Here is a 19,531-nt window from a genome sequence, read left to right as displayed (position 1 = left end):
CGGCTGGCGTGCGGCGCCACGGCGCCAGCCGGACTGGATCAGCGGATGAACTGGTCGGCGTAGCCGGCGCCCAGGCCGACCGCCTCGAAGTGCTTGCGGCACATGTCGATCTTGGTGAACACGTCCTCGAAGCCCATGCCCTTGCCCCAGGGATCCGTGTAGTACATGACGCCGTTGACCTGGAAGTACGTGATCATTTCCTCGACGTCCTCGGGCACATAGAGCGTGTGGGTCTCGCCGGGCGGCTCGAACACATAGCTGCCTTCCACGGCCTCCCAGTCATGTTCCAGGTAGCGCCAGCGTCCCTTGAGCACGAAGCCATGCACCGCCTGCGGATGGCGGTGGCGGCTCAGCACGCCGGACTTGCGGACCCTGAGCAGGTTCATCCAATAGCCTTGGCTGGCGTTCAGACAGAGCGGCCGGAACCACACGTTCTCGGCCTGCGGCACCCACAGGCGCTCGTCCTGCGGGATCGCGTGAGGCACCACGATCTCCGGCAGCGCGTCCGGCGGATTCGGGTACTGGTAAGGCATCAAGGGAGTCTGGTCGGGTGTCTCTACGGGCATATTTTTATCCATATTGTGGACAATCATTCACAATATGGATAATTGTAAGCAGCCCAAGCCGCGCGGGAATTGATGAAAACCCGTAGCGGCCAGGACTGGACTTCGTGTGAGCGCCCCTGCGGGACAGCACACTAGAGCCGCGCCGCGTGCGACGCGCGCCGGCCCAGGCGGCGCAGCCCCCAGGCGATCAGCAGGCCGCCCGCGCCGGCCGCGACCACCACCCAGGCGGCGCTGGGCCAGCCGTGGCGATCGATCACGGCGCCCACCGTGACCGGCCCGATCACCTGGCCCAGGTTGCTGCCTTGCATGACCAGGCCGACCGAGGCCGCCGCCAGCGCCGGCCTGGGCGCCAGCAGCGGCGCCGAGCCCAGCAGCGTGGCCGGGATCAGGCCGCCAACGGCCGAAAACGCCACGCACAGCAGGAAGATCGTCATGGCCGGCGCGCCCGAGCGGAAGATCAGCAAGGCGATCAGGGCCATCGATGCGCAGGCGATCGCGATCAGCGTCGAACGCCGCCAGCCGCGCGCCAGCAGCATGCCCGCCCCCAGGTTGCCGATAACGTTGGCGACGGTGGCAATGGCGCTGTACAGGCCGGCCTGCGCCAGCGACAGTCCGAGCCGCTCCATCAGCAGGACCGGCAGGAAGCTGAACAGCGCGAAGAACATCAGGCTGTACAGCATGAAGGTCAGCGACAGCAGCACCGGACCGGCCGTGCCCAGCGTGTCGATCGTGTCCTGCCGCAGGCCGCGCCAGGACAGGCTTGCGCCGGCGGCGGACGGCGGCGCCAGCAGCGCCACGCAGGCCAACGCCAGCAGCGCCGCCGTGCCCGCGCACCACCAGTACGCATGCCAGTCCGCGAACGCCTGCGAGGCCAGCATGGCGACGGCCATGCCCCCCGGCATGTAGCAGCTCCATAGCGCGAAGGCCAGGTCGCGCCGCGCCGGCGTCACCAGCCGCTGCAAGGCCGCCGGCCCCGCCACGGTGATCATCAGGAAACCCAGCCCTTCGAGCACGCGCGATGCCAGCAGCGCGCCGTAGCCCGGCGCCGCCGCGCCCGCGGCCGTGCCCAGCGCGGTGGCCGCCAGCCCCAGCAGCAGCATGCGGCGCGCGCCGAAGCGCGCGATCACGCCGCCGGCCGCGATGCCGCCGACCATGCCCAGCACCGAGAACACCGCCGTCAGCGAACCGACGGCGGCCAAGTCCAGCCCCATGTCCCGCCGCAACAGCGGCGCGGCGATGATGACCTTGCCCACCTGCAACGCCGCCACCACGCCCGCGCCCACGATGGCCAGCACCGCCGCCCAGCGCGTGCCCGCCGGCGTCCCGCCCTGCCCGTCGCCTGTGCGCCGCATGCCCTGCTCCGTCTTCCGCGCCCGGGCCGTCCGGGTCTCGTGCTGGTCCATCGCCGCCTTCTGTGTCCGCGTATCGAAGCCGCCAGCATGCCCGTCCGTGGCGATCCTGTTAAGTGATAATCTTTTGACGCAACCGATCGATTCCATAGATCACTGACGCCCATGCTGGACGCCCTCACCCTGGACCAATTGCGCGTGTTCGCCGCCGTGGCCGACGCCGGCAGCTTCCGCGCCGCCGCCCGCCAGCTGTCGCGGGTGCAGTCGGCCGTCAGCCATGCCATCGCCAACATGGAATCCGAACTGGGCGTGTCGCTGTTCGACCGCCAGGGCAGGCGTCCCGTCATGACGCCGCAGGGCCAGGCACTGCTGGCCAATGCCCGCGACATCCTGCTGCGGGTCGACGCCATGCGGGCGCGCGCGCAGGGGCTGGGCGAAGGCGTTGAACTCGAACTGCCGCTGGTCGTCGATACGCTGTTTCCCATCGCCCACGTGGGCGCCGCGCTGTGCCGCATGCGCGCAGCCTACCCGTCGGTGGCGCCGCGCGTCACGGTGCTGCCGCTGGGCGGCCCGATCGCCGCCCTGCTGGACCGCAGCCACGCCCTGGGCATCATCGCCGGCGAGCATTTCCGCGACCCGCGCATCGCGGTGCAGGCGCTGTCCTCGGTGCAGATGGTGGCGGTGGTCGGCGCCGGCCATGCGCTGGCCGGCCGCGTCGTCGCCGGGCAGATGCTGGAGCCGGCCGAGCTGGCCGACCATGTGCAGATCGTGCAGACCGATGCCTCGCCGTTGAGCCAGGGCCGCGATTTCGCCGTGCTGTCGCCGCAGACCTGCCGCGTCAGCGGCCAGGACACCAAGCACGCCATGATCCTGGCCGGCCTGGGCTGGGGCCGGCTGCCGCTGTGGCAGGCCGAGCGCGACCTGGCCGAGGGCCGGCTGCTGCGACTGCCCACCAGCAGCCTGGGCCGGGGCAGCCAGGTCGCCGTCGAGACCTATCTGGCGCATCGCATCGACCAGCCGCTGGGACCGGCGGCACGGGCGTTCAGGGAAGCGTTGCAGACGCTGGCCTGAGCCCTGTTGCCTCGAAGAGCGGCGTCATGCGCGCTTCATCAGGTACTTCGGCGATTCCTCATACCCCTGGCGGTAATAGAAACGGTGCGCGTCGACGCGGCGCTCGTGGCAATGCACCTCGATGCGGTCGCAGCCGCGCTCGCGCGCCAGCCGCGCGGCCGTCTCTTCAAGCTCGCGACCCACGCCCAGGCCGCGCGCCGCCTCGCTGACGCAGAAATACGTGATGCGGCAGAAGTCGCCCGGCAAGGCCAGCTGCACGATGAAATGCAGGCCGATGAAGCCCTGCACGCCGCCGTCCCCGGCTTGCGCGACCAGCAGGCGCGCGTCCGGATGCGCGGCGATGCGCGCGATCTTGTCGGCGCAAAAATCCTCCGTGCCGGGATAGCCCAGTTCGCCCAGCAATGCGGCGATCGCCGCGGCGTCCTTGATTTCCGCGTCCCGGATGCGCATGGCCCGATCTCCAAAAAACGCAGACGATATGACGCCCGCATGTCCGCCGCATGACCGGCGCAGGGCAGCGCGAACGCCGCTCAGGCCAAGCCGTCATGCGCCTGCAATGTGGCGAACAATGCCCGCACCGCCGGCGTGTCCACCGCCGCCCGCGACGCGGCCAGCCCGAAGCGACGGCGCACCGGCGCGGTCAGCGGCAGCACCCGCAGACCGCGCCGGTTTTCGGGCAGGGTCAGCTCGGGCGCCAGGGTCACGCCCACGCCCTCGCGCACCAGCGCGAAGGCGCTGGACCATTCCGTGACGGTGGCGCGCACGTCGCGCAGCGCCAGCCCGGCCTGCTCGGCCACGCTGCCCGCGTTGACGCTGCAGCCGCCGGTGGCCAGCACGAAGGGCTGAGCCGCCAGGTCGGCCAGCGCCACGCCGCCGCCGGGTCCGCGCGCCAGCGGATGCGCGGCGGGCACCACGGCCACCCAGTCATCCTCGCCCAGCGGGCAGACGCCGCTGTCCGGCGGCGCGTTCAGCACCACGCCCAGATCCACGGTGCCTGCCGCCAGCAGCGTTTCGATTTCATGGTCGCTGGCCTCCAGCGGCACGACCTCGATGCCCGGATGCGCCTGCCGGAACCGCCGCAGCAGCGGCGGCAGGATGGTGGAGAACACGATAGGCAGGCTGGCCAGGCGCAGCGTGCCCCCGGCCTCGCCGCGCGCCTGTCGCGCCAACGCCCGCAGGCGGTCCAGCGAAGCCAGCATCAGGCGGGCCTCGGCCACCGCCTGCAGGCCCAGCGCGGTCGGCACCGTGCGGCGGCGTTCGCGCAGGAACAGCGGCGCGCCCATGCTGTCTTCCAGCTGGGCGATGGCCTGACTGGCGCCCGACTGGGTCATGCCGACCAGGGCGGCGGCGTGGGTGATGCTGCCGGCGTCTGCCACCGCCTGCAGCAGCCGCCAATGGACGAGGTTCATCATGGCATTAGTTCGTCTTATACCTACTTTCTGATAAGTTAATTTTACGCATACCAGAGACGGGTTCATGCTGGCGGCTCCACCTCACCCAGCCGGATCCCAGCATGACCGCCGATGTCTCCCCCGCTCCCCTGACCCTGTACTACGCCCCCGAGGCCTGCTCGCTGGCGCCGCATATCGTGCTGCGCGAGCTGGGCCTGCCCCATGCGCTGTCGCGCGTGGACAACCGCGCCAAGCGCAGCGACCGAGGCGAGGACTTTCTCGCCATCAATCCCAAGGGCTATGTCGCCGCGCTCAAGCTCGCGGACGGCCGGGTGCTGACCGAGGGCCCGGCCATCCTGCTGTATCTGGCGGACCTGAAGCCCGAAGCCGGGCTGGCGCCGCCGGCGGACTCGTGGGCGCGTCACCGCCTGCACGAATGGCTGGCCTTCATCTCGGCCGAGATCCACGGCGGCTTCGGACCGTTGTTCAACACGGATCTGGAAGCATCGGCGCGCGCCTGGTGGCAGGCGCGGCTGGAAAAGCGGCTGGACTATACGGCGGCCGCGCTGGACGCCGACGACTGGCTGCTGGACGCCGGCTACAGCGTGGCCGACGCCTATCTGTACACCGTGCTGCGCTGGGCGCCGCGCTTCGGCATCGCGCTGGAACGCTGGCCGGCGCTGCATGCCTACATGGCGCGCATCGGCCAGCGGCCGCACACGCTCGCGGCCCTGCAAGCCGAGGCCTGAGCGCCAGCCTGGCCTCGGCAGCGCCCGCCTCAGGCGCCGACCGTGCGCAGCGCGCGCCTGCAGATCCGCAGCGTGGCCTCGGCCGGCGCGTCGGCCTGCCAACGCGCGCATACGCCGCGCACCCAGTCCGGCTGGTCCTTGCTGGCGTCGTTCAGCCAGTTGGCCACCGAGTCCTGCACATACACGGACGGATCTGCGCGCAATGGCGTCAGCAGCGGCAGGCCAATATCCGGATCGGCCTTCAGTTCGGCGATGTGCGCGCACCACACGCCGCGCGGACGCAGCGACTCGCTGGCGAAGCGGCGCAGGCGCTCCGACGGTTCCCTGGTCCACGGCGTCAGCAAGGCCACCGAGCGCCGCAGTTCCGCCGCCAGTCCGGGGCGCAGCGCCATCCAGACCCATTCCCTGACGCCGAAGTGCGCGTCGTCCGCCAGCGGCCGGATCAGGCGCAGCCGCGCTTCCAGTTCCAGGCCCGGCATCGCGCCCGCCATGAAGCAGGCCCAGCCGCGCACCGTGTCGGACGCATGCGCGCGCAGCGACTCGAAGCCCGCCGGTCCCAGGCGCTCCAGCAGCAGGGCGCCGGCCAGCGCCATGCGGCGCGAGATGCCCTGCCCCGCCGCCACGCGCAGGGCCTCTGCCGCGTCGGCGCCGGCCTGCGGCACGGCGGCCGCCATCAGCGCGGCAAAGTCCACCGCCAGGCACTCGGTCAGGTTGGATGCCGGCGCGCCAGCGTCCAGCTGCGCGCGCCGCGCCGGGCTGATGTCCTGCACGCCGCGCCCGGCGGCGGAGGTCTTGCCGCGTGGCGCGGCCTTGCCCGCGCCGGCCGTGGTCTTGCGCGTGCGCGCCACGGGCACGCGCGCGCCAGCCGTCGCCGCCTTGGATACTGTCCTGCTCATCGCTCCGATTCCTCCATCGCCGCGCGGCCACTGCCCGTGGCGCGCCATACCTTGGCCAGCAGTTCGGCCAACCGCTTGCGTTCCGACGCGGACAGGCCACCAAACAATCCGCCTATCCATTGCGTGTGTTCGGCGAACAGCTGCGCGCCCGCGGCCTTGCCCTTGGCGCTCAGCACCACCTGCACCCTGCGCCGGTCGATGACATCGGCCTCGCGCCGCAGAAAGCCGTCGCGCTCCAACCCGTCGAGCAGGCCGGTCACGGTGGCGCGCGTAACGCCGGCGCGCTCGGCAAGTTCGTGCGGCGACAAGCCGCCGGCCTGGCCATGCAACAGGAACAGCAGCACGAACTTGCCTTCGGACAGGCCTCGGGGCGCCAGCCGCGCGGCGCAATCGCGGTCGATCGCGCCGGCGGTCGCCAGCAACTGGAAGCACAGGCGCACGTCATCCGCCGAAGGCAAGCCGCGCCGCGCCGACTCATCCAGCAAGGCGCGGTGCTTGGGTTCCAGCATGCGTTCCGGGTCTGCCATGGCCTGATCCTGCGTCAAAAAGAAGGCAGCATATCATATGGTGCCTAACAAATTTATCGAGACTCCGGATTGCGCATCGCCTGGATAACCGGACGGACAGCCGCGAACCCCGATCTGAATATTCATCAACCCAGCATCCGCCCTGCCCGCCCACCGCTTCAAACCGTACCCAGCATTTCCCAAAACACCATTTTTTATTATTTTGTCGACAAAAAAATCGAACATGGCGATTGCGGCAATTTAATGAAAATGAATATATATGCCGGTGATATTTAGAGAGAATAAAACGGGGTCAACAAAAAAATTCCAAACCTTTCAATAATCCACTTCTCGCCAAATTTAAGACTATATATACTCTGCCCGCGCGCACTGACAGCACGCAATCTGGTCGGCACTGACGTTGGTCCCTAGTATCTCCATAAAGGAACTCGAATGTTGGAAGACACCACGGCTGTCGCTGCGACAGCGGCCATGCAATTGGGTTTTTTGATTATCAATAAAGCCGATGACCGCGACGCTGAAAACGTCATCTATATCACTTCGGACAGCAGCTATAACCAGGCCACGCTGCAAATCCAGTTAAGTTCGGGTTCCACCACATTGTCGCCGGGCGAGATTCCCGACCCAGCCTCGCCCCCGGTTTCCGGCACCACGATTTATGTGGACCTGAGCGCCCTGCAAATGAGCGCCGACACCTGGACCAGGCTGGACTTCAGCGCACCGGACTGGCAATTCCAGAAATTCCCCGGCCAGGGCGTATTCGGCATGACGCCGCTGCGGCCCATTCCCCTCGCATCGGGCACCGCCGGCGTGGTCAATGTGGCGATCGACGGCATCACCGTGCCCGCGCCCCTGGCCAGTCCCCAGGTGCAGCTGTACACCGAGTACTACAACGTGCCGGGCGTGGCGGGCTCGTATGGCGCCTTTGCCGTCGCCCTGCAGAACAAGCCCTCGGGCCAGCTGGACCTGTCCACGGTGCTGAGCGTCGCGCTCAGCGCCAACGGCATCGTCAACAGCCCAACCGCCACGCTGACCGCGCGCAACCTCTTCGGCCTGCAGTTCGCCAACCGCCAGCAAACCCAGGTGCTGGCGGGCCCGGACACCGTTTTCACGGTGGGCTTCGTCTATGGCGCGCCCCAGGATCGCTATGGCTTCGGCGCGCTCACCGACGCCGCCAACGGCACCCTGATCCAGGCGACCGCCGGCCAGAACGCGCAGGCCTGGGAGATCACGCAGAACACGCAGGCTCAAAGCCCGTGCTGGACGCTGCAGCCGCCCGATGGCGCGCCCATCGTCGGCCTGGGCCCGCAGTCCATCGTGCAGGTGAACTTCAGCAACGTGGTCACCACCTATCAGCCCGGCGCAACCGCGATGCTGATCGCCTATGCCAATGTGCCCGGCTACCGCGACGGCACCTTCATGCTGATCCTGAACAAGGTCGCGCACGCGCAGATCGGCAGCCTGCAGGTAACGCCCAATCCCGCCGTGTTCTCGAACGGTTCGGCCCAGGTGCAGGTCAGCTGGACCACGAACGGCGCGCAGAGCCTGACCTTGACCCAGGCCTACGCCATCACGCCCGTGACCGGCAAGACGCAGATAGACGCCACCCTGGACGCGGAATCGACCGCGTTCCTGCTCACGGCAACCGGCGCGGCCGGCACCGTGGAAAACGTCGACCGCCGCACCGTCGACGCCATCGCCCTGCCGGTGGTCAATGCCTTTTCGGCGATGCCGGCCGATATCTATGCGGGCTCGCTGTCGCATGATGCGCGCTTCAACTGGGCGGTGGATTCCAGCGACGGCGTCACCATCACCTCCACCGGCCCGGCGTTCGAAGGCCAGAGCTTTCCGCGCGTCAGCGGCACCACGGTTTCCGTGACGCAGCCGCAGATGGTCAGCCTGGCGCCCACGACGGCGCAGAACCCGTTGAGCCTGACCCGACGCATCGTGATCAGCGCGTTCGACCCGCAGGCCAGGATCCATGCGCTGAGTTCGCCGCCCTCGGTGGTCGCGGCCTCGCCCACCGGCCCCTACCTGCTGGCTGGCGGCGGCACCGTCGCCGGCCTGTCCGTGCTGGACACCATCCAGTATTCCGTCGTCGGCAGCGTGGCCACCAACCGCGTGGCGCAGGCGCTGGTCTTCTCGCCGGATGGCGGCACGGTGGCGGTGTTGAACGCCGACAAGACCGTATCGGTCTTTTCCGCGACGCTCGGCATCGATGGCCTGCCGCAATTCGGCGCGCCGTCGGTCGTGACCCTTCCCGGCGCCGGCCAGGCCATCGCCTACAGTCCGAACGGCCCGCGCCTGTTCATCACGGTGGCCGGCGCCTCCAGCCAGAGCAACGGCCAATTGGTGTCGCTGCTGGGCGGCGCCAACGGCTTCCAGTTCGAAGCCAGCGTCCCGGTCGGCCTGCAGCCCGCCGGACTGACGCTGGATGCCGCCGGCGCACGCGTGTTCGTGGCCAACCAGGGCGACGACACGCTATCCATGATCGGCCTGACCAACAGCGGCGCGCCGGGCGGCGTGACCCTGGTGCAGTCGGTGCGCGGCGGCCCCACCGCCCTGGCCGCCGCGCCCGGCGGGCAGCAGCTGCTGGTCTCGTGCAAGAGCACGGGCACGGTGGTGGCCATCGATCCCGACCATCCCAATACCGGACAACGCAAAACGCTGAACGTCGGCTCGGCGCCCGGCGCCATCGGCATCATTCCCAACGGCGCCTACGCTTTCGTCGCCAATGGCGGCGACGGCACGCTGTCGCTGATCGATTGCTGGGGCCTGCCCTCCACCGCCGCGGTGCTGGGCACCGTGGCGGGCGTCGGCGCCGCCCCGGCCGGCCTGGCGGTATCGCCCGACGGACAGCAGGTGCTGGTGGCCGCCGCCGGCGGCCTCGGCGTGGTGACCCTGGCCACCTACCAGGCATCCACGCAGACGCCGCCCAGCCTGCCCATCCATCCCACCAGCGTCGAGGCCTGCGCCAGCGGCACCGCGGTGGCGGCCTGGCACGACGCCTCGCTGCCGGCCACCACGCCCAGCCCCGGCATCCTGGTGTACGGGCTGCAATCCGGACAGACGCGCAGCCTGCTGGCCAACAAGCCCGTGCTGCGTTGCGTCAGCTCGCCCGATCCCCTGGCGCACCTGGCGTTCGCCATCGTCCAGGGCGACCCGACGCTCTACGCCATCGATACGCAGACGCTCGACGTCTCGCCGCTGACCATCTCGGCCGGCGCGGGCGCCGCGCCGGTCGCGCTGGCGGTATCCGGCGACGGCAACACCGTCTGGATGGTCTGCGCCGATGCCGCGCATGCCCTGTCGCTGGTGGTATTCCAGGGCGGCGCGGCCGTCAGCGCCATCGGCTGGAAACAGACCCTCCAGGTCGCGCTGTACACCGCCACGTCGGCCCGGCGCATCCTGCTGCGCGCCACGCCCGACGGCGCCTCGCTGTTCCTGGTCAATGTGGACGCCGCCCAGGTCCGCGTGATCCGGGCGCGCGGCGCCAGCTATGTACTCGACCCCAAGATCATCCAGGGCGACGTCAAGGCCCAGGATCTGGCGGTGTCGCCGGACGGCCGCAGCGTCTGCGTGCTGAACGCCGGCACACAGAACAACACCGTCACCGTCATCGACACGGCCACGCTGCAATCGCGCATCGCCGCGATCCCGCAGCCCTACGTGAACCTGACCGGCCTGCAATACTCGCCCGACGGCCGCCGGCTGTTCGCCACCGACATCAACGCCGCCGCGCTGCGGGTGCTGGAGCCGGCCTCGCTGCGCATCGTGCAGACGCTGCCGCTGGCCGCCAACCTGGGCCAGGCGCAGGGCGCCAGCGGGCTGTCGGTGGCGCCTGACGGATCGGCCATCTATACCGCCAACCTGGTCAGCCAGACGCTGGGCGTGGTCGAGCAGATCCAGATGGGCGCGACGCCGTCGACGCGCGCGGCCGGCGCCTTCGGCCGAAGCGCCGCGCTGATGTCCAGGCTGGCCGCGCTGGCCCATCTGGAAGGCGGCGTGGGCGATGTCAGCAGCGCGCTGTTCATGCGCCACTCGCTGGGCGAGACGCCGACTTCGCCGGCCACCGGCTGGTCCAGCTCGCCGGACGTGATTCCCTACGGCCCGAACATCGCGCCGGACCTGTCCATCTTCACCACGGACAGCGGCTACGCCAAGGACTACGTGCAGCAGCAGATCGCGCTGAACAATCCCAACTATGTCTACATCCGCGGCCTGAACACCACCAACGCCGCCATCAAGTCGCGCGCCTACTTCTATTACACCAAGGGCAGCATGGCGCTGTGGCCGGCCAACTGGTCCTCGGCCAACGTCACCGTCAATGGCCAGCCGCAGAACTGGCTGGACGTGCCCGCGCCGGTCAAGGGCGGCGACAGCAATGGCGTGGGCGTGGCGCCGCTGCCGCTGATCTGGACGCCGCCCTCGCTGGATCCGGGCTCGGACCACTACTGCGTGATCGCCTGGGTGGACAACAGCGCCAACCCGCAGCCGCCGGATTTCGCGCACTACAGCAAGTTCACCACCTTCGACGACCTGGTGAACTTCATCTCGTCGCATCACAACATGGCCTGGCGCAACACCACGGAAGTGACGGCCATTCCGCCCGACAATTCCTACACCAACGTCATCGCCATGCCCGCCGGCGGCGGCCAGGTGATGCTGTCGGTCACCTTCCCCAATGTGCCGCTGGACGGCTACTTCTCCGTCAACGTGCAGGGCACCGGTCCGGACAACTCGGTGTACCAGCCCAAGAGCTCGCTGTCCCAATACCAGGGCGGCTTCACGCCGCGCAACAACCCGCTGGTCTTCACCTCGGAATTCGTCACCAGCATCCAGGTACAGCATTGGCCGGGCGCGACGCCCATGCCGGACAACGCCAAGATCCGCGTGACGATGGGCGTGCAGACCGGCCCGGCGCTGATGCGAGACCTGGAGCGACGCCACGTGCGCATGGGTCGTCCCAGCCCCTTCCGGCGTTGGGGCGGGATACCGGTGTTCATCGTCGGCACCAACACCTACAACCTCAGCTTCGGCGCCCAAAAGACGCCCGCCGCGCGATAAGGACACCCCACCATGCATCTACCAGAATTGCAGGCGCGCGGCGATATCGATCCCACGCGCGCCACGGACAAGCTCACCGGCATCGTCATCCGGCAAAGCCTGGACAAGTCTCCCGGCCCCGGCCTGCCCCAGTCGCCCGACCTGATCGTGACCGGGACGGCCGCCGCCTTCGATGCCGGCCTGTTCTCCGATCCGGACGCCAAGCGCTGGGTGTTCCAGCAGCAGCCCACGTTCGGCCAGGCCAACTACCTTTATGTGCGCGGCACCAACTACACCAGCACGGGGCCGCAGACGTCGCGCATCTATCTGTACTACGCGCAGAGCGACCAGCTGCTGGACCCGAGCAAGTGGCAGAGCAGCGGCTTCAGCGTCGGCGGCGTCAGCCAGAACTATGTGGGCATCAACGCGGCCGCCACGTACCAGCTCGTTGCCACCGGCACGCCGGTGCTGTGGACCCCGCCGCAGCCCAGCACGGCGGGCGCCAGCTACGTCCTGATCTCCTGGATCGACAACAGCGCCACGCCCCGGCCTCCAACGCTACCGGCGACGCCGTTCGCCAATGCCGCCGCGCTGGCGGCCTATCTGCAGGCCAATGCGCAGATCGCGATCGCCGACACGCAGTTCCGGGGCGCGTTCCTGCGGCAGGCCCCCAGCCAGGGATCGAGCCAGGGCGGCGCCGGCGCGCAGACCAGCCCCGACCTCATCGTCGCCGGCGTGAACGCCACGCAGGACGCCAGCGCCTACACCAGCCAACCGTCATACGGCTCGACCACGCTGAACAACCAGGCCGCCGCCGACCGGCGCAACTTCGTCTATGTGCGCGCCATCAATACGCGGCCGGGCGCGGGCCGCTCGCGCGTCTACCTGTACTGGACCAGCACCGCCGCCCCCTCGCCCGCCAACTGGCAGGCCACCAATTTCAGCTACGCGGGACAGCCGCGCAACTGGGTCGACCTGAGCTACACGCAGGCCGGCCAGATCGCCGTTTCCACCATACCGCTGGTCTGGACGCCACCGGCCCAGCCCAGCGGCCAGTCCTGGATCCTGGCGGCCTATGTCGACAATTCCAGCGCGCCGCAAGCGCCGGACCTGTCGGTATTCAGCTATTTCACGACCAAGGCCGTGACGGGCTTCCTGGCGCAGCAGCCGCAACTCGCCTGGCTGGCCGTCGGCGCCGCCACCGCGCCGGCCATCAGCATGAGCATGGAAGAGGCGATCAACGTGTCGGCGGCGGGCAACTGCTACGTGGGCGTGCAGCTGCGCAACATTCCCACGGACGGCACCGTCAGCCTGTCGATACCCGGCGCGGATGCCGCCTCGACCGTGGTCGCGCCCGCCATGACGGTGCCCGCCAGCGGCGCGGCCGTGGTCTGGCCCGTCACTTACCCGGCGGGCCTGGCCACCAGCGCGGTGCTGACCTATACCCAGGGCGCCACGGCGCCGCCGGCGCAGGCCAGCTTCAGCATCGTGCTGCTGGAGGAACCCGGCATAGGCGCCAAGGTTTCCCCGGTCCGCTGAGCCGGCGCGTCCCCCCGCGCGCGTCCTGCGCCCCGGCGCGGGACGCGCATGCGTTCCCCGCGACGCGTCCCGCGCGTCGCGCCCGCCCCATTCATGGAAGGTCAGCCTCATGGCCAGCTTGAGAGTGCTTTCGTGGAATCTGCGCACGTTCGGATCGCATGAAACCATACCGTCCGACGATCTGGCCACCATGGCGGACATCATCGTCGGCAGCCAGGCCGACATCATCTGCATCCAGGAATTGATGATCGGCAATGGCATCGCCAGCAAGATCGGCATGCCCATCTCCGACACGTCGAAGGCCGTCGTGCAGAGACTGTGCACCAAGCTGCATGAACTCGACACGAATGCCGGCTGGCAAGCCGAGGTTTCGGGTGTAAACGCCGGCAAGGCGCCCAAGCGCAAAAGTCAGCGGGACGCCTACGCGTTTTTCTACAAGGCTTCCCCCGCCAAGTCCAAGCGCGCCCATGCCGAACCGCCGGACGCCATTGTCATGGTGGGAGACCCCGTCATCCTGCGCAAGCCCGGGGAAGACAACTTTCCCGGCCGGCGGCCCGGCATGCTCACCGTCAACGTAAAAGCCGGCACCGACACCGTGCTTGTCAATCTGGTTTCCTATCACGCGCGCACGCCCTGCGACCAGTTTTCCAAGACCAATGGCTCCGGCTACGGCATCAACCAGCTGGCGACCCTGGCGGAAGTCGGCGGCGGACTCTGGTACGGCACGGGACGTCAATGGCTATACAAGGAGAGCAAGTATCCGCTGCCCGAAGTCGACACGCTGGTGCTGGGCGACTTCAACTATTCCATGGATATCAAGCAGGCGCCGGACACCTACAAGAGCCTGCTCAGGAACTACCAGACCAACATCAGCACGCCCGAGTTCGTGCAGTACACCACCTATTCGCCGAAAGGCAGCGAGCCATTGCGGCTGGTCAGCGCCTACGACAACATCTTCAGCCTGTGCAAGCACGGCAAGTTCATGCCCTCGCTGACATGGAAGACCTGCGGCGTCATCGACTTCATCCTGGAACGCGCGAAAACGCTGGGACCGGCCATGTGCTTCTCGCCGCCGGACCCCGATGCCGCCGAGCAGTGGTACGAAGTGCATCGGACGATGTACAAGCGGCAGCATGCCGTCACCGGCATCAGCGACCATTTGCCGGTATGGGCGGAATTCACGATCAAGGGCGCCGGATCCGGCAAGGGCTCCGATCAGGTGCTGCCCACCAGCGGCGCCAACAACAACTGCCTGTTCCATGCCATCCACGGGGTATTGCAAGGCGGCATCTACGTGGACGCCAACGCCCCCGCCAAGCGCAATGCAATGACGACGGAATTGCAGAGCTACAAGACCGAGGAAGAGATGCCGAACACACCGGGCATCCGCGCCGCGATCCTGTCCTCCATGATCAACCAGTTCAGCGGCCAGCCGACGGAATCTCTGATGCTGAACCGCCTGCTGGCCAATGACACCGATCCCTTCAAGACCAAGGGGTTCAAGGCGCTGTACGCCCGCTACGTCGCCGGCATTGCCGGCGGGCGCATGCTGTACGTGCATGAAGCGGAGCTGTACGCGTTGATGAACGATTTCACCGTGGTGCTGCGCTATCCGGTGGGCGGCGCCTATCAGAGCATGACGTTCAACCCCGGCCAGGCCACCACCTACAACATCTTCCACCAGGCGCTGCACTACTCGCGCTGGCAAGCCGCGTAACGGCCGGAGCCGCAGACATGGACGTCAACACCCTGGTAGCGACGCTGCGCGGCGCGCTGGACGCGCGGAACAATCTGCCGTTCAACGCCGCGCTGATCGAATGCCCCGCCCTGGACCCGCTACTGCGCATCGGCTTTCCCGATGGCACGGTGCCGTTTGGCGCGGCCGTTGTCGCGCCCAGCGCCGACGGCAAGCGCGCCACGGTCAACGGCACGGTGAGCTACGGCGCGGCGGCCTGCGTCGCCGCGCTGGCCTTGACGCCGAACGGCGACGGCATCGACCTGCTGCTCACGCTGACTCCGGCCGCGCCCTGGACCCTGGCGCAGCTTTATCCCAATGTGCTGATCCGCGACTATGCCGGCCTGCGCTTCACCGGCGGCGGCATCGTGCTGTGCTCGACCCCCTACCGCGATGCCGGCCAGGGCATCGACCTGCCGCCGGGCATGAACATGCTGGCCGTTCTGGACATCGCCGCCGGTTATCCCGCCCTGGCGGCCCTGCTGGGCGCCCCGCCGCGCGCCGTGACCGGTCCCGTCAGCGATGGCCAGACGCCGCTGATGACGCTGGCAAGCACGCCGGCGTCCGTCGCGCTGGGACCGATCAGTCTCACGGACCTGGCGCTGACCTACGACTTCGGCAATATCGCGCCCGCCGGCCAGCCCGTCATTTCGGTCATCGAGGCCGGCATCCGGGCGCAAATCGCGGTCGGGCCGTCCATCAAGGCAACGGCGCAGGCCAGCCTGCCCTCGAACGGCTCGCAAGTCCTGTTCACGGCCGCATTCACCGGCGCCAGTCTCAAGGATTTCGCCGATCTGGCGGCCTACATCGGCCACGTCGATCCACTGAGCTGCCTGCCCGACCCCGTGCGACAGGCGGTTTCCAAGGCCGCCTCCGCCCTGCAGCTCACCGGCCTGTCCTTCACGATGGACACCTCCAGCGCCCAGGTGCTGTCGGCCGGGCTCCAGATCACGCTCGACCTGGGCGGCTTCCAGCCCTTCAGCGCGCTGCCGTCGATCGCGATCGACAGCCTGTCGTTCGACTGGAACATCCAGCCCCCGACGGGCGCCATGGAATTCGGCGCGGTCGCCCATCTGCAGCTCACTCCCACCTGCCCCGTGCTGCTGGGCATACAGACCCAGCCCGGCCTGAACTACGTGGTCGAACTCAGCCAGGCGCCCGGCGCCACGCTGAGCCTGTCAGACCTGGTGCACGCCTTCGCGCCCGGCCTGCCCTTTCCGGAACTGACGGTGGAGGACTTCGTCGTCACGCTGCAGCCGGACATCAGCTTCTATGAACTCTCTGCCACGATCACCGGCCGCTGGAGCGTGTTGCAGGACCTGGGCATCGAACTGGCCGCCGTCAGCGTCGATGTCCAGTACAACGGCGCCCTGAGTCCCACGCTGTCTGGCTGGGTCAGCGGCACGCTGACCTTCCAGATCCCTCCCAGCGCCCTGCCCGCCCTTGCCCTGGCCGACCAGGACGGCCCCAGCCCCGAGCCGCCGGCGCCGGAATTCGACCTGGTCATGCGTGCCGAGCGCCCCGCCGCCAGCGACGCCTGGCTGCTGCAGGGCGGGCTGGCCGAGGGCCAGATCGTGCCGCTGGACGCGCTGCTGGCCGCGCTGGCCCACAAATTCAATGTGTCGGGCGCGGTGCCCGCGGCATTGCGCGGCACCACCATCTCCAACCTCGGGCTGAACCTGGACACCGGCACGCCCCAGTTCCACTTCGGCTGCCAGATCGGCCTGCAGGTGGGCGGCAGCGATGTCGAGCTGATGCTGGCGGTGGACGTGGCCAAGGAAGGCACCGGCTACCACATCAACTTCGGCGGCGCGCTGCTGGTGGGCGGTCTGGAGTTCGACCTGATCGTGGACACGCGCAGCGATCCGCAGGCGCCGCGCACCGTGCTGCTGGCGCAATACCAGGCGCACGACGGCGCCGGCGAGATCGACGTCAAGAAGCTGCTGGCCAGCGTCGTGCCGGACGTGGCCGCCGGCCTGCCGGACGGCCTGGTGATCGACCTGGCCGACGCGATGATCGCCATCGTCAGCGAGAACGGCCAGCGCAAGTTCCTGTTCGCGATGGACATCGCGCTGGAGTTCCCGCTGTCCAGCCTGCCGCTGATCGGCAAGGCCGTGCCACAGGACGCCAAGGCCGGCCTGAAGAACCTGAAGCTGATCGTGTCCTCTGCCGCCTTGAGCGCCGACGATGTCACGCTGATCAACAGCCTGTCGCCCAAGCCCGTGCTGCCCGAGCCCGCCGCCCAGCTCAAGGGCGACGCCGTGCCCAAGGGCTTCTCGATGGCCGCGCAGATCGAGCTGGGCCAGTTCACGATGCTGCTGACCAGCCCGCCGGCTCCGGCGAACACGAAGGGCCTGGCGCGCGCGCACGCGCCCTATGCGTCGCCCGCGCCGTCGTCCGTGACCTGGGTCAACGTGCAGAAGTCGTTCGGCCCGGTCTCTATCCAGAAGGTGGGTTTCGCCTACGACCAGGGCAGCCTGTACGTGCTGTCCAACCTGAGCCTGGCCGCCGGCGGCCTGGAAATCGACCTGATCGGCATCGGCATGGGTTCGCCGATCAAGCAGCCGCGCCTGGCCTTCACCATCGAGGGGCTGGCGATCAGCTACCAGCAGGGGCCGGTGTCCATCATGGGCGGCATGCTGGGCACGCTGGATCCGCTGGACTTCACCGGCGCGCTCAGCGTCAAGGTGCCGCAGTTCTCGCTGGCCGCGTTGGCGGGCTATGCCCAATACCAGGATCACCCCTCTTTCTTCCTGTACGGCGTGCTGAACGCGCCGCTGGGCGGACCGCCGGCGTTCTTCGTCAACGGCGTGGCGGCCGGCGTGGGCTTCAATCGCAAGCTGCTGGTGCCCGATGTCTCGGGCGTGGCGAGCTTTCCGCTGGTGCAGTGGGCGCAGGGGGACGGCACGCCGTCCATGGATCCGTCCAAGCCCATCGGCGATCAGGTCCAGGCGGTGCTGACCATGCTGTCGCAGTCGGGCGTGGTCGCGCCCAGCGTGGGCGACTACTGGCTGGCGGCCGGCCTGCGCTTCACCAGCTTCGAGCTGGTGGACTCCTTCGCGCTGCTCACCGTCAGCGTCGGCGCTGACGTGGAGATCGACCTGCTGGGCCTGTCCACCGTGACCGTGCCGCCGCAGGATCCGGTGCCCGTGGCCGAGGTGCAGATCGCGCTGGAAGTGTCGTTCTCGTATGCGCGCGGACTGGTGGCCGTGGCCGGCCAGCTGACCGACAACAGCTACGTGCTGTCGCGCGACTGCAAGCTGACCGGCGGCTTCGCCTTCTACGTCTGGTTCAAGGGCGAGCGCGCCGGCGAGGCGGTGCTGAGCCTGGGCGGCTACAACCCCAACTTCACCGTGCCCAAGGACTATCCGGTGGTGCCCCGGCTGGGGCTGAACTGGCAGGTGATTCCGGAGCTGAGCATCACCGGCGGCCTGTACTTCGCCGTCACGCCCAACGTCATCATGGCCGGCGGCAAGCTCAGCGCGGTCTGGGACAGCGGCCCGATCCGCGCCTGGTTCACCTACTGGGCCGATTTCCTGATGACCTTCAAGCCGTTCCACTACCACGTGAACGGCGGCATCGACCTGGGCGCCTCCTTTACGGTGGACCTGTGGCTGTTCAGCATTTCCGTCACCATCCACATCGGCGTGGAGCTGACGCTCAAGGGACCGCCCTTCTCTGGCCAGGCCCGCGTGGACCTGTCCATCATCTCCTTCACCATCAGCTTCGGCGACGCCGGCCAGGGCGACACCAAGATTCCCTGGTCGCAGTTCGTCCAGCAGCTGCTGCCGTCCAACGCACCGCCGGCCATGGCGCGCAGGACGCGGCGCGGCCGGCTGGAAGGCGCGGCGTCCGCCCCGCGCGCCGACGATGTCCAGCCCGCGGTGGTGCAGATCAACCTGACCGGCGGCCTGGTGCGCCGCCTGCCCGATACCGCCGACGGCCCCTGCTACCTGGTCAGCGCCGAGACCTTCCAATGCAGCGTGCTGACCACCATCCCGGCCAAGAACGTCGCGTTCGACACCAACCCCGACCATGCCGGTTTCGCGAACCTGGGCTGGGCGCCGGACGCGCAGCAACCCTGCGATCCCTCCGGCAAGCCGATACCGGTGAACAACAGCTTCGGCGTCGGCCCGGCGCGGATCGCGTCGGGCCGTTTCAACCCCGCGCTGACGCTGAGCCTGGAATCCGAGGAGGATTCGACGCTGCAGGCCGTGCGCATGCTGTCGAACGCGCCCAAGGCGCTGTGGGAGGTCAAGCAGCTCGACGCCAATGGCGTGCCGCAGGTCGATCCCGGCACCGCGCTGACCGACGCCAGCTTCGCCAATGCGCTGGTCGGCCTCTCGCTCAGTCCCTGCGTGGCGCCGCCGGACACCCTGTGTCCGGTGCCGCTGGAATCGCTGCTGTACACGCTGGACGATGACATCCGGCCGTTCGCCTGGAGCCCCGGACAGCCGCCCGCCGGCGACGACTTCTCCGGCCAGACCGTGGCCGGCACCATCTCCTCGGCCCCGGCCGCGCTGGCGCCGCTGGGCGTGTACGTGGACACCCAGGTCAACGTGGCGCGCCTGGCCAACCCCGCCACCAACGACCTGGAATCCGCGCCCCGCCTCAGGCTGCTGGGCGAGCAGGCCGCCGCCTGACGGCAGCGCGCAACAGGAA

At 68.7% G+C, this 19,531-nt stretch carries 13 protein-coding genes; 7 read left to right on the top strand and 6 right to left on the bottom strand.

What is annotated here, in order from left to right; genetic code table 11:
* Positions 1-38: 38 nt before the first annotated feature.
* Together AC6LJ5_RS02030 and AC6LJ5_RS02025 are read right to left on the bottom strand one after the other, a co-directional pair.
* On the bottom strand, positions 39-566 hold the full coding sequence (locus AC6LJ5_RS02030; RefSeq protein ID WP_103274723.1) for a 2,4'-dihydroxyacetophenone dioxygenase family protein: 528 nt from the start codon (positions 564-566) through the stop codon (positions 39-41).
* A gap of 131 nt (positions 567-697) precedes the next feature.
* A complete protein-coding gene (locus tag AC6LJ5_RS02025) occupies positions 698-1,918 on the bottom strand; it encodes an MFS transporter (RefSeq protein ID WP_498139712.1) in 1,221 nt (406 codons plus the stop codon).
* 162 nt (positions 1,919-2,080) lie between these two features.
* Between AC6LJ5_RS02025 and AC6LJ5_RS02020 the strand changes: the two genes are divergently transcribed.
* Entirely contained in the window at positions 2,081-2,986 is a 906-nt protein-coding gene (locus AC6LJ5_RS02020; protein WP_392410757.1) for a LysR family transcriptional regulator, read from the top strand.
* 24 nt (positions 2,987-3,010) lie between these two features.
* On the opposite strand, the gene AC6LJ5_RS02015 is transcribed toward AC6LJ5_RS02020, so the two are convergent.
* Together AC6LJ5_RS02015 and AC6LJ5_RS02010 are read right to left on the bottom strand one after the other, a co-directional pair.
* Positions 3,011-3,436, bottom strand: a complete 426-nt coding sequence (locus tag AC6LJ5_RS02015) for a GNAT family N-acetyltransferase (RefSeq protein WP_392410756.1) — start codon at positions 3,434-3,436, stop codon at positions 3,011-3,013.
* An 80-nt stretch (positions 3,437-3,516) separates the two neighbouring features.
* The gene (locus AC6LJ5_RS02010) at positions 3,517-4,398 is read right to left on the bottom strand and encodes a LysR family transcriptional regulator (RefSeq protein WP_498139711.1); all 882 of its coding nucleotides are present in this window, start codon (positions 4,396-4,398) and stop codon (positions 3,517-3,519) included.
* Between the two features lie 128 nt (positions 4,399-4,526).
* On the opposite strand from AC6LJ5_RS02010, the gene gstA reads away from it, so the two are divergent.
* Complete coding sequence (gene gstA / locus AC6LJ5_RS02005; protein WP_498139740.1) at positions 4,527-5,126, top strand: glutathione transferase GstA; 600 nt, start codon at positions 4,527-4,529, stop codon at positions 5,124-5,126.
* A 29-nt stretch (positions 5,127-5,155) separates the two neighbouring features.
* On the opposite strand, the gene AC6LJ5_RS02000 is transcribed toward gstA, so the two are convergent.
* A complete protein-coding gene (locus tag AC6LJ5_RS02000; protein ID WP_498139710.1) occupies positions 5,156-6,022 on the bottom strand; it encodes a DNA alkylation repair protein in 867 nt (288 codons plus the stop codon).
* Complete coding sequence (locus AC6LJ5_RS01995; RefSeq protein ID WP_498139709.1) at positions 6,019-6,549, bottom strand: MarR family winged helix-turn-helix transcriptional regulator; 531 nt, start codon at positions 6,547-6,549, stop codon at positions 6,019-6,021. Before AC6LJ5_RS01995 ends, AC6LJ5_RS02000 begins: the two co-directional genes overlap by 4 nt.
* Before the next feature lie 69 nt (positions 6,550-6,618).
* Here AC6LJ5_RS01995 and AC6LJ5_RS01990 point away from each other — a divergent pair, with 69 nt between their 5' ends.
* The 5 genes from AC6LJ5_RS01990 to AC6LJ5_RS01970 all read left to right on the top strand — a co-directional run bounded on the left by AC6LJ5_RS01990 (position 6,619) and on the right by AC6LJ5_RS01970 (position 19,512).
* Positions 6,619-6,825: a hypothetical protein gene (locus tag AC6LJ5_RS01990; protein WP_498139708.1), complete on the top strand. Its 207-nt coding sequence runs from the start codon at positions 6,619-6,621 to the stop codon at positions 6,823-6,825.
* 210 nt (positions 6,826-7,035) lie between these two features.
* A complete protein-coding gene (locus AC6LJ5_RS01985; protein ID WP_498139707.1) occupies positions 7,036-11,616 on the top strand; it encodes a YncE family protein in 4,581 nt (1,526 codons plus the stop codon).
* Positions 11,617-11,628: 12 nt separating this feature from the next.
* On the top strand, positions 11,629-13,134 hold the full coding sequence (locus tag AC6LJ5_RS01980) for a hypothetical protein (RefSeq protein WP_498139706.1): 1,506 nt from the start codon (positions 11,629-11,631) through the stop codon (positions 13,132-13,134).
* A gap of 109 nt (positions 13,135-13,243) precedes the next feature.
* Positions 13,244-14,851 (top strand): endonuclease/exonuclease/phosphatase family protein, encoded by a 1,608-nt coding sequence (locus AC6LJ5_RS01975; protein WP_498139705.1) that lies wholly within the window; start codon positions 13,244-13,246, stop codon positions 14,849-14,851.
* Positions 14,852-14,868: 17 nt separating this feature from the next.
* Positions 14,869-19,512: a DUF6603 domain-containing protein gene (locus AC6LJ5_RS01970; protein ID WP_498139704.1), complete on the top strand. Its 4,644-nt coding sequence runs from the start codon at positions 14,869-14,871 to the stop codon at positions 19,510-19,512.
* Positions 19,513-19,531 lie beyond the last annotated feature (19 nt).

Source organism: Achromobacter sp. 1011791174 (assembly GCF_059760925.1).
The sequence above is the reverse complement of the archived record's forward strand: the minus strand, read 5'-3'. Positions and strand labels throughout refer to the sequence as shown.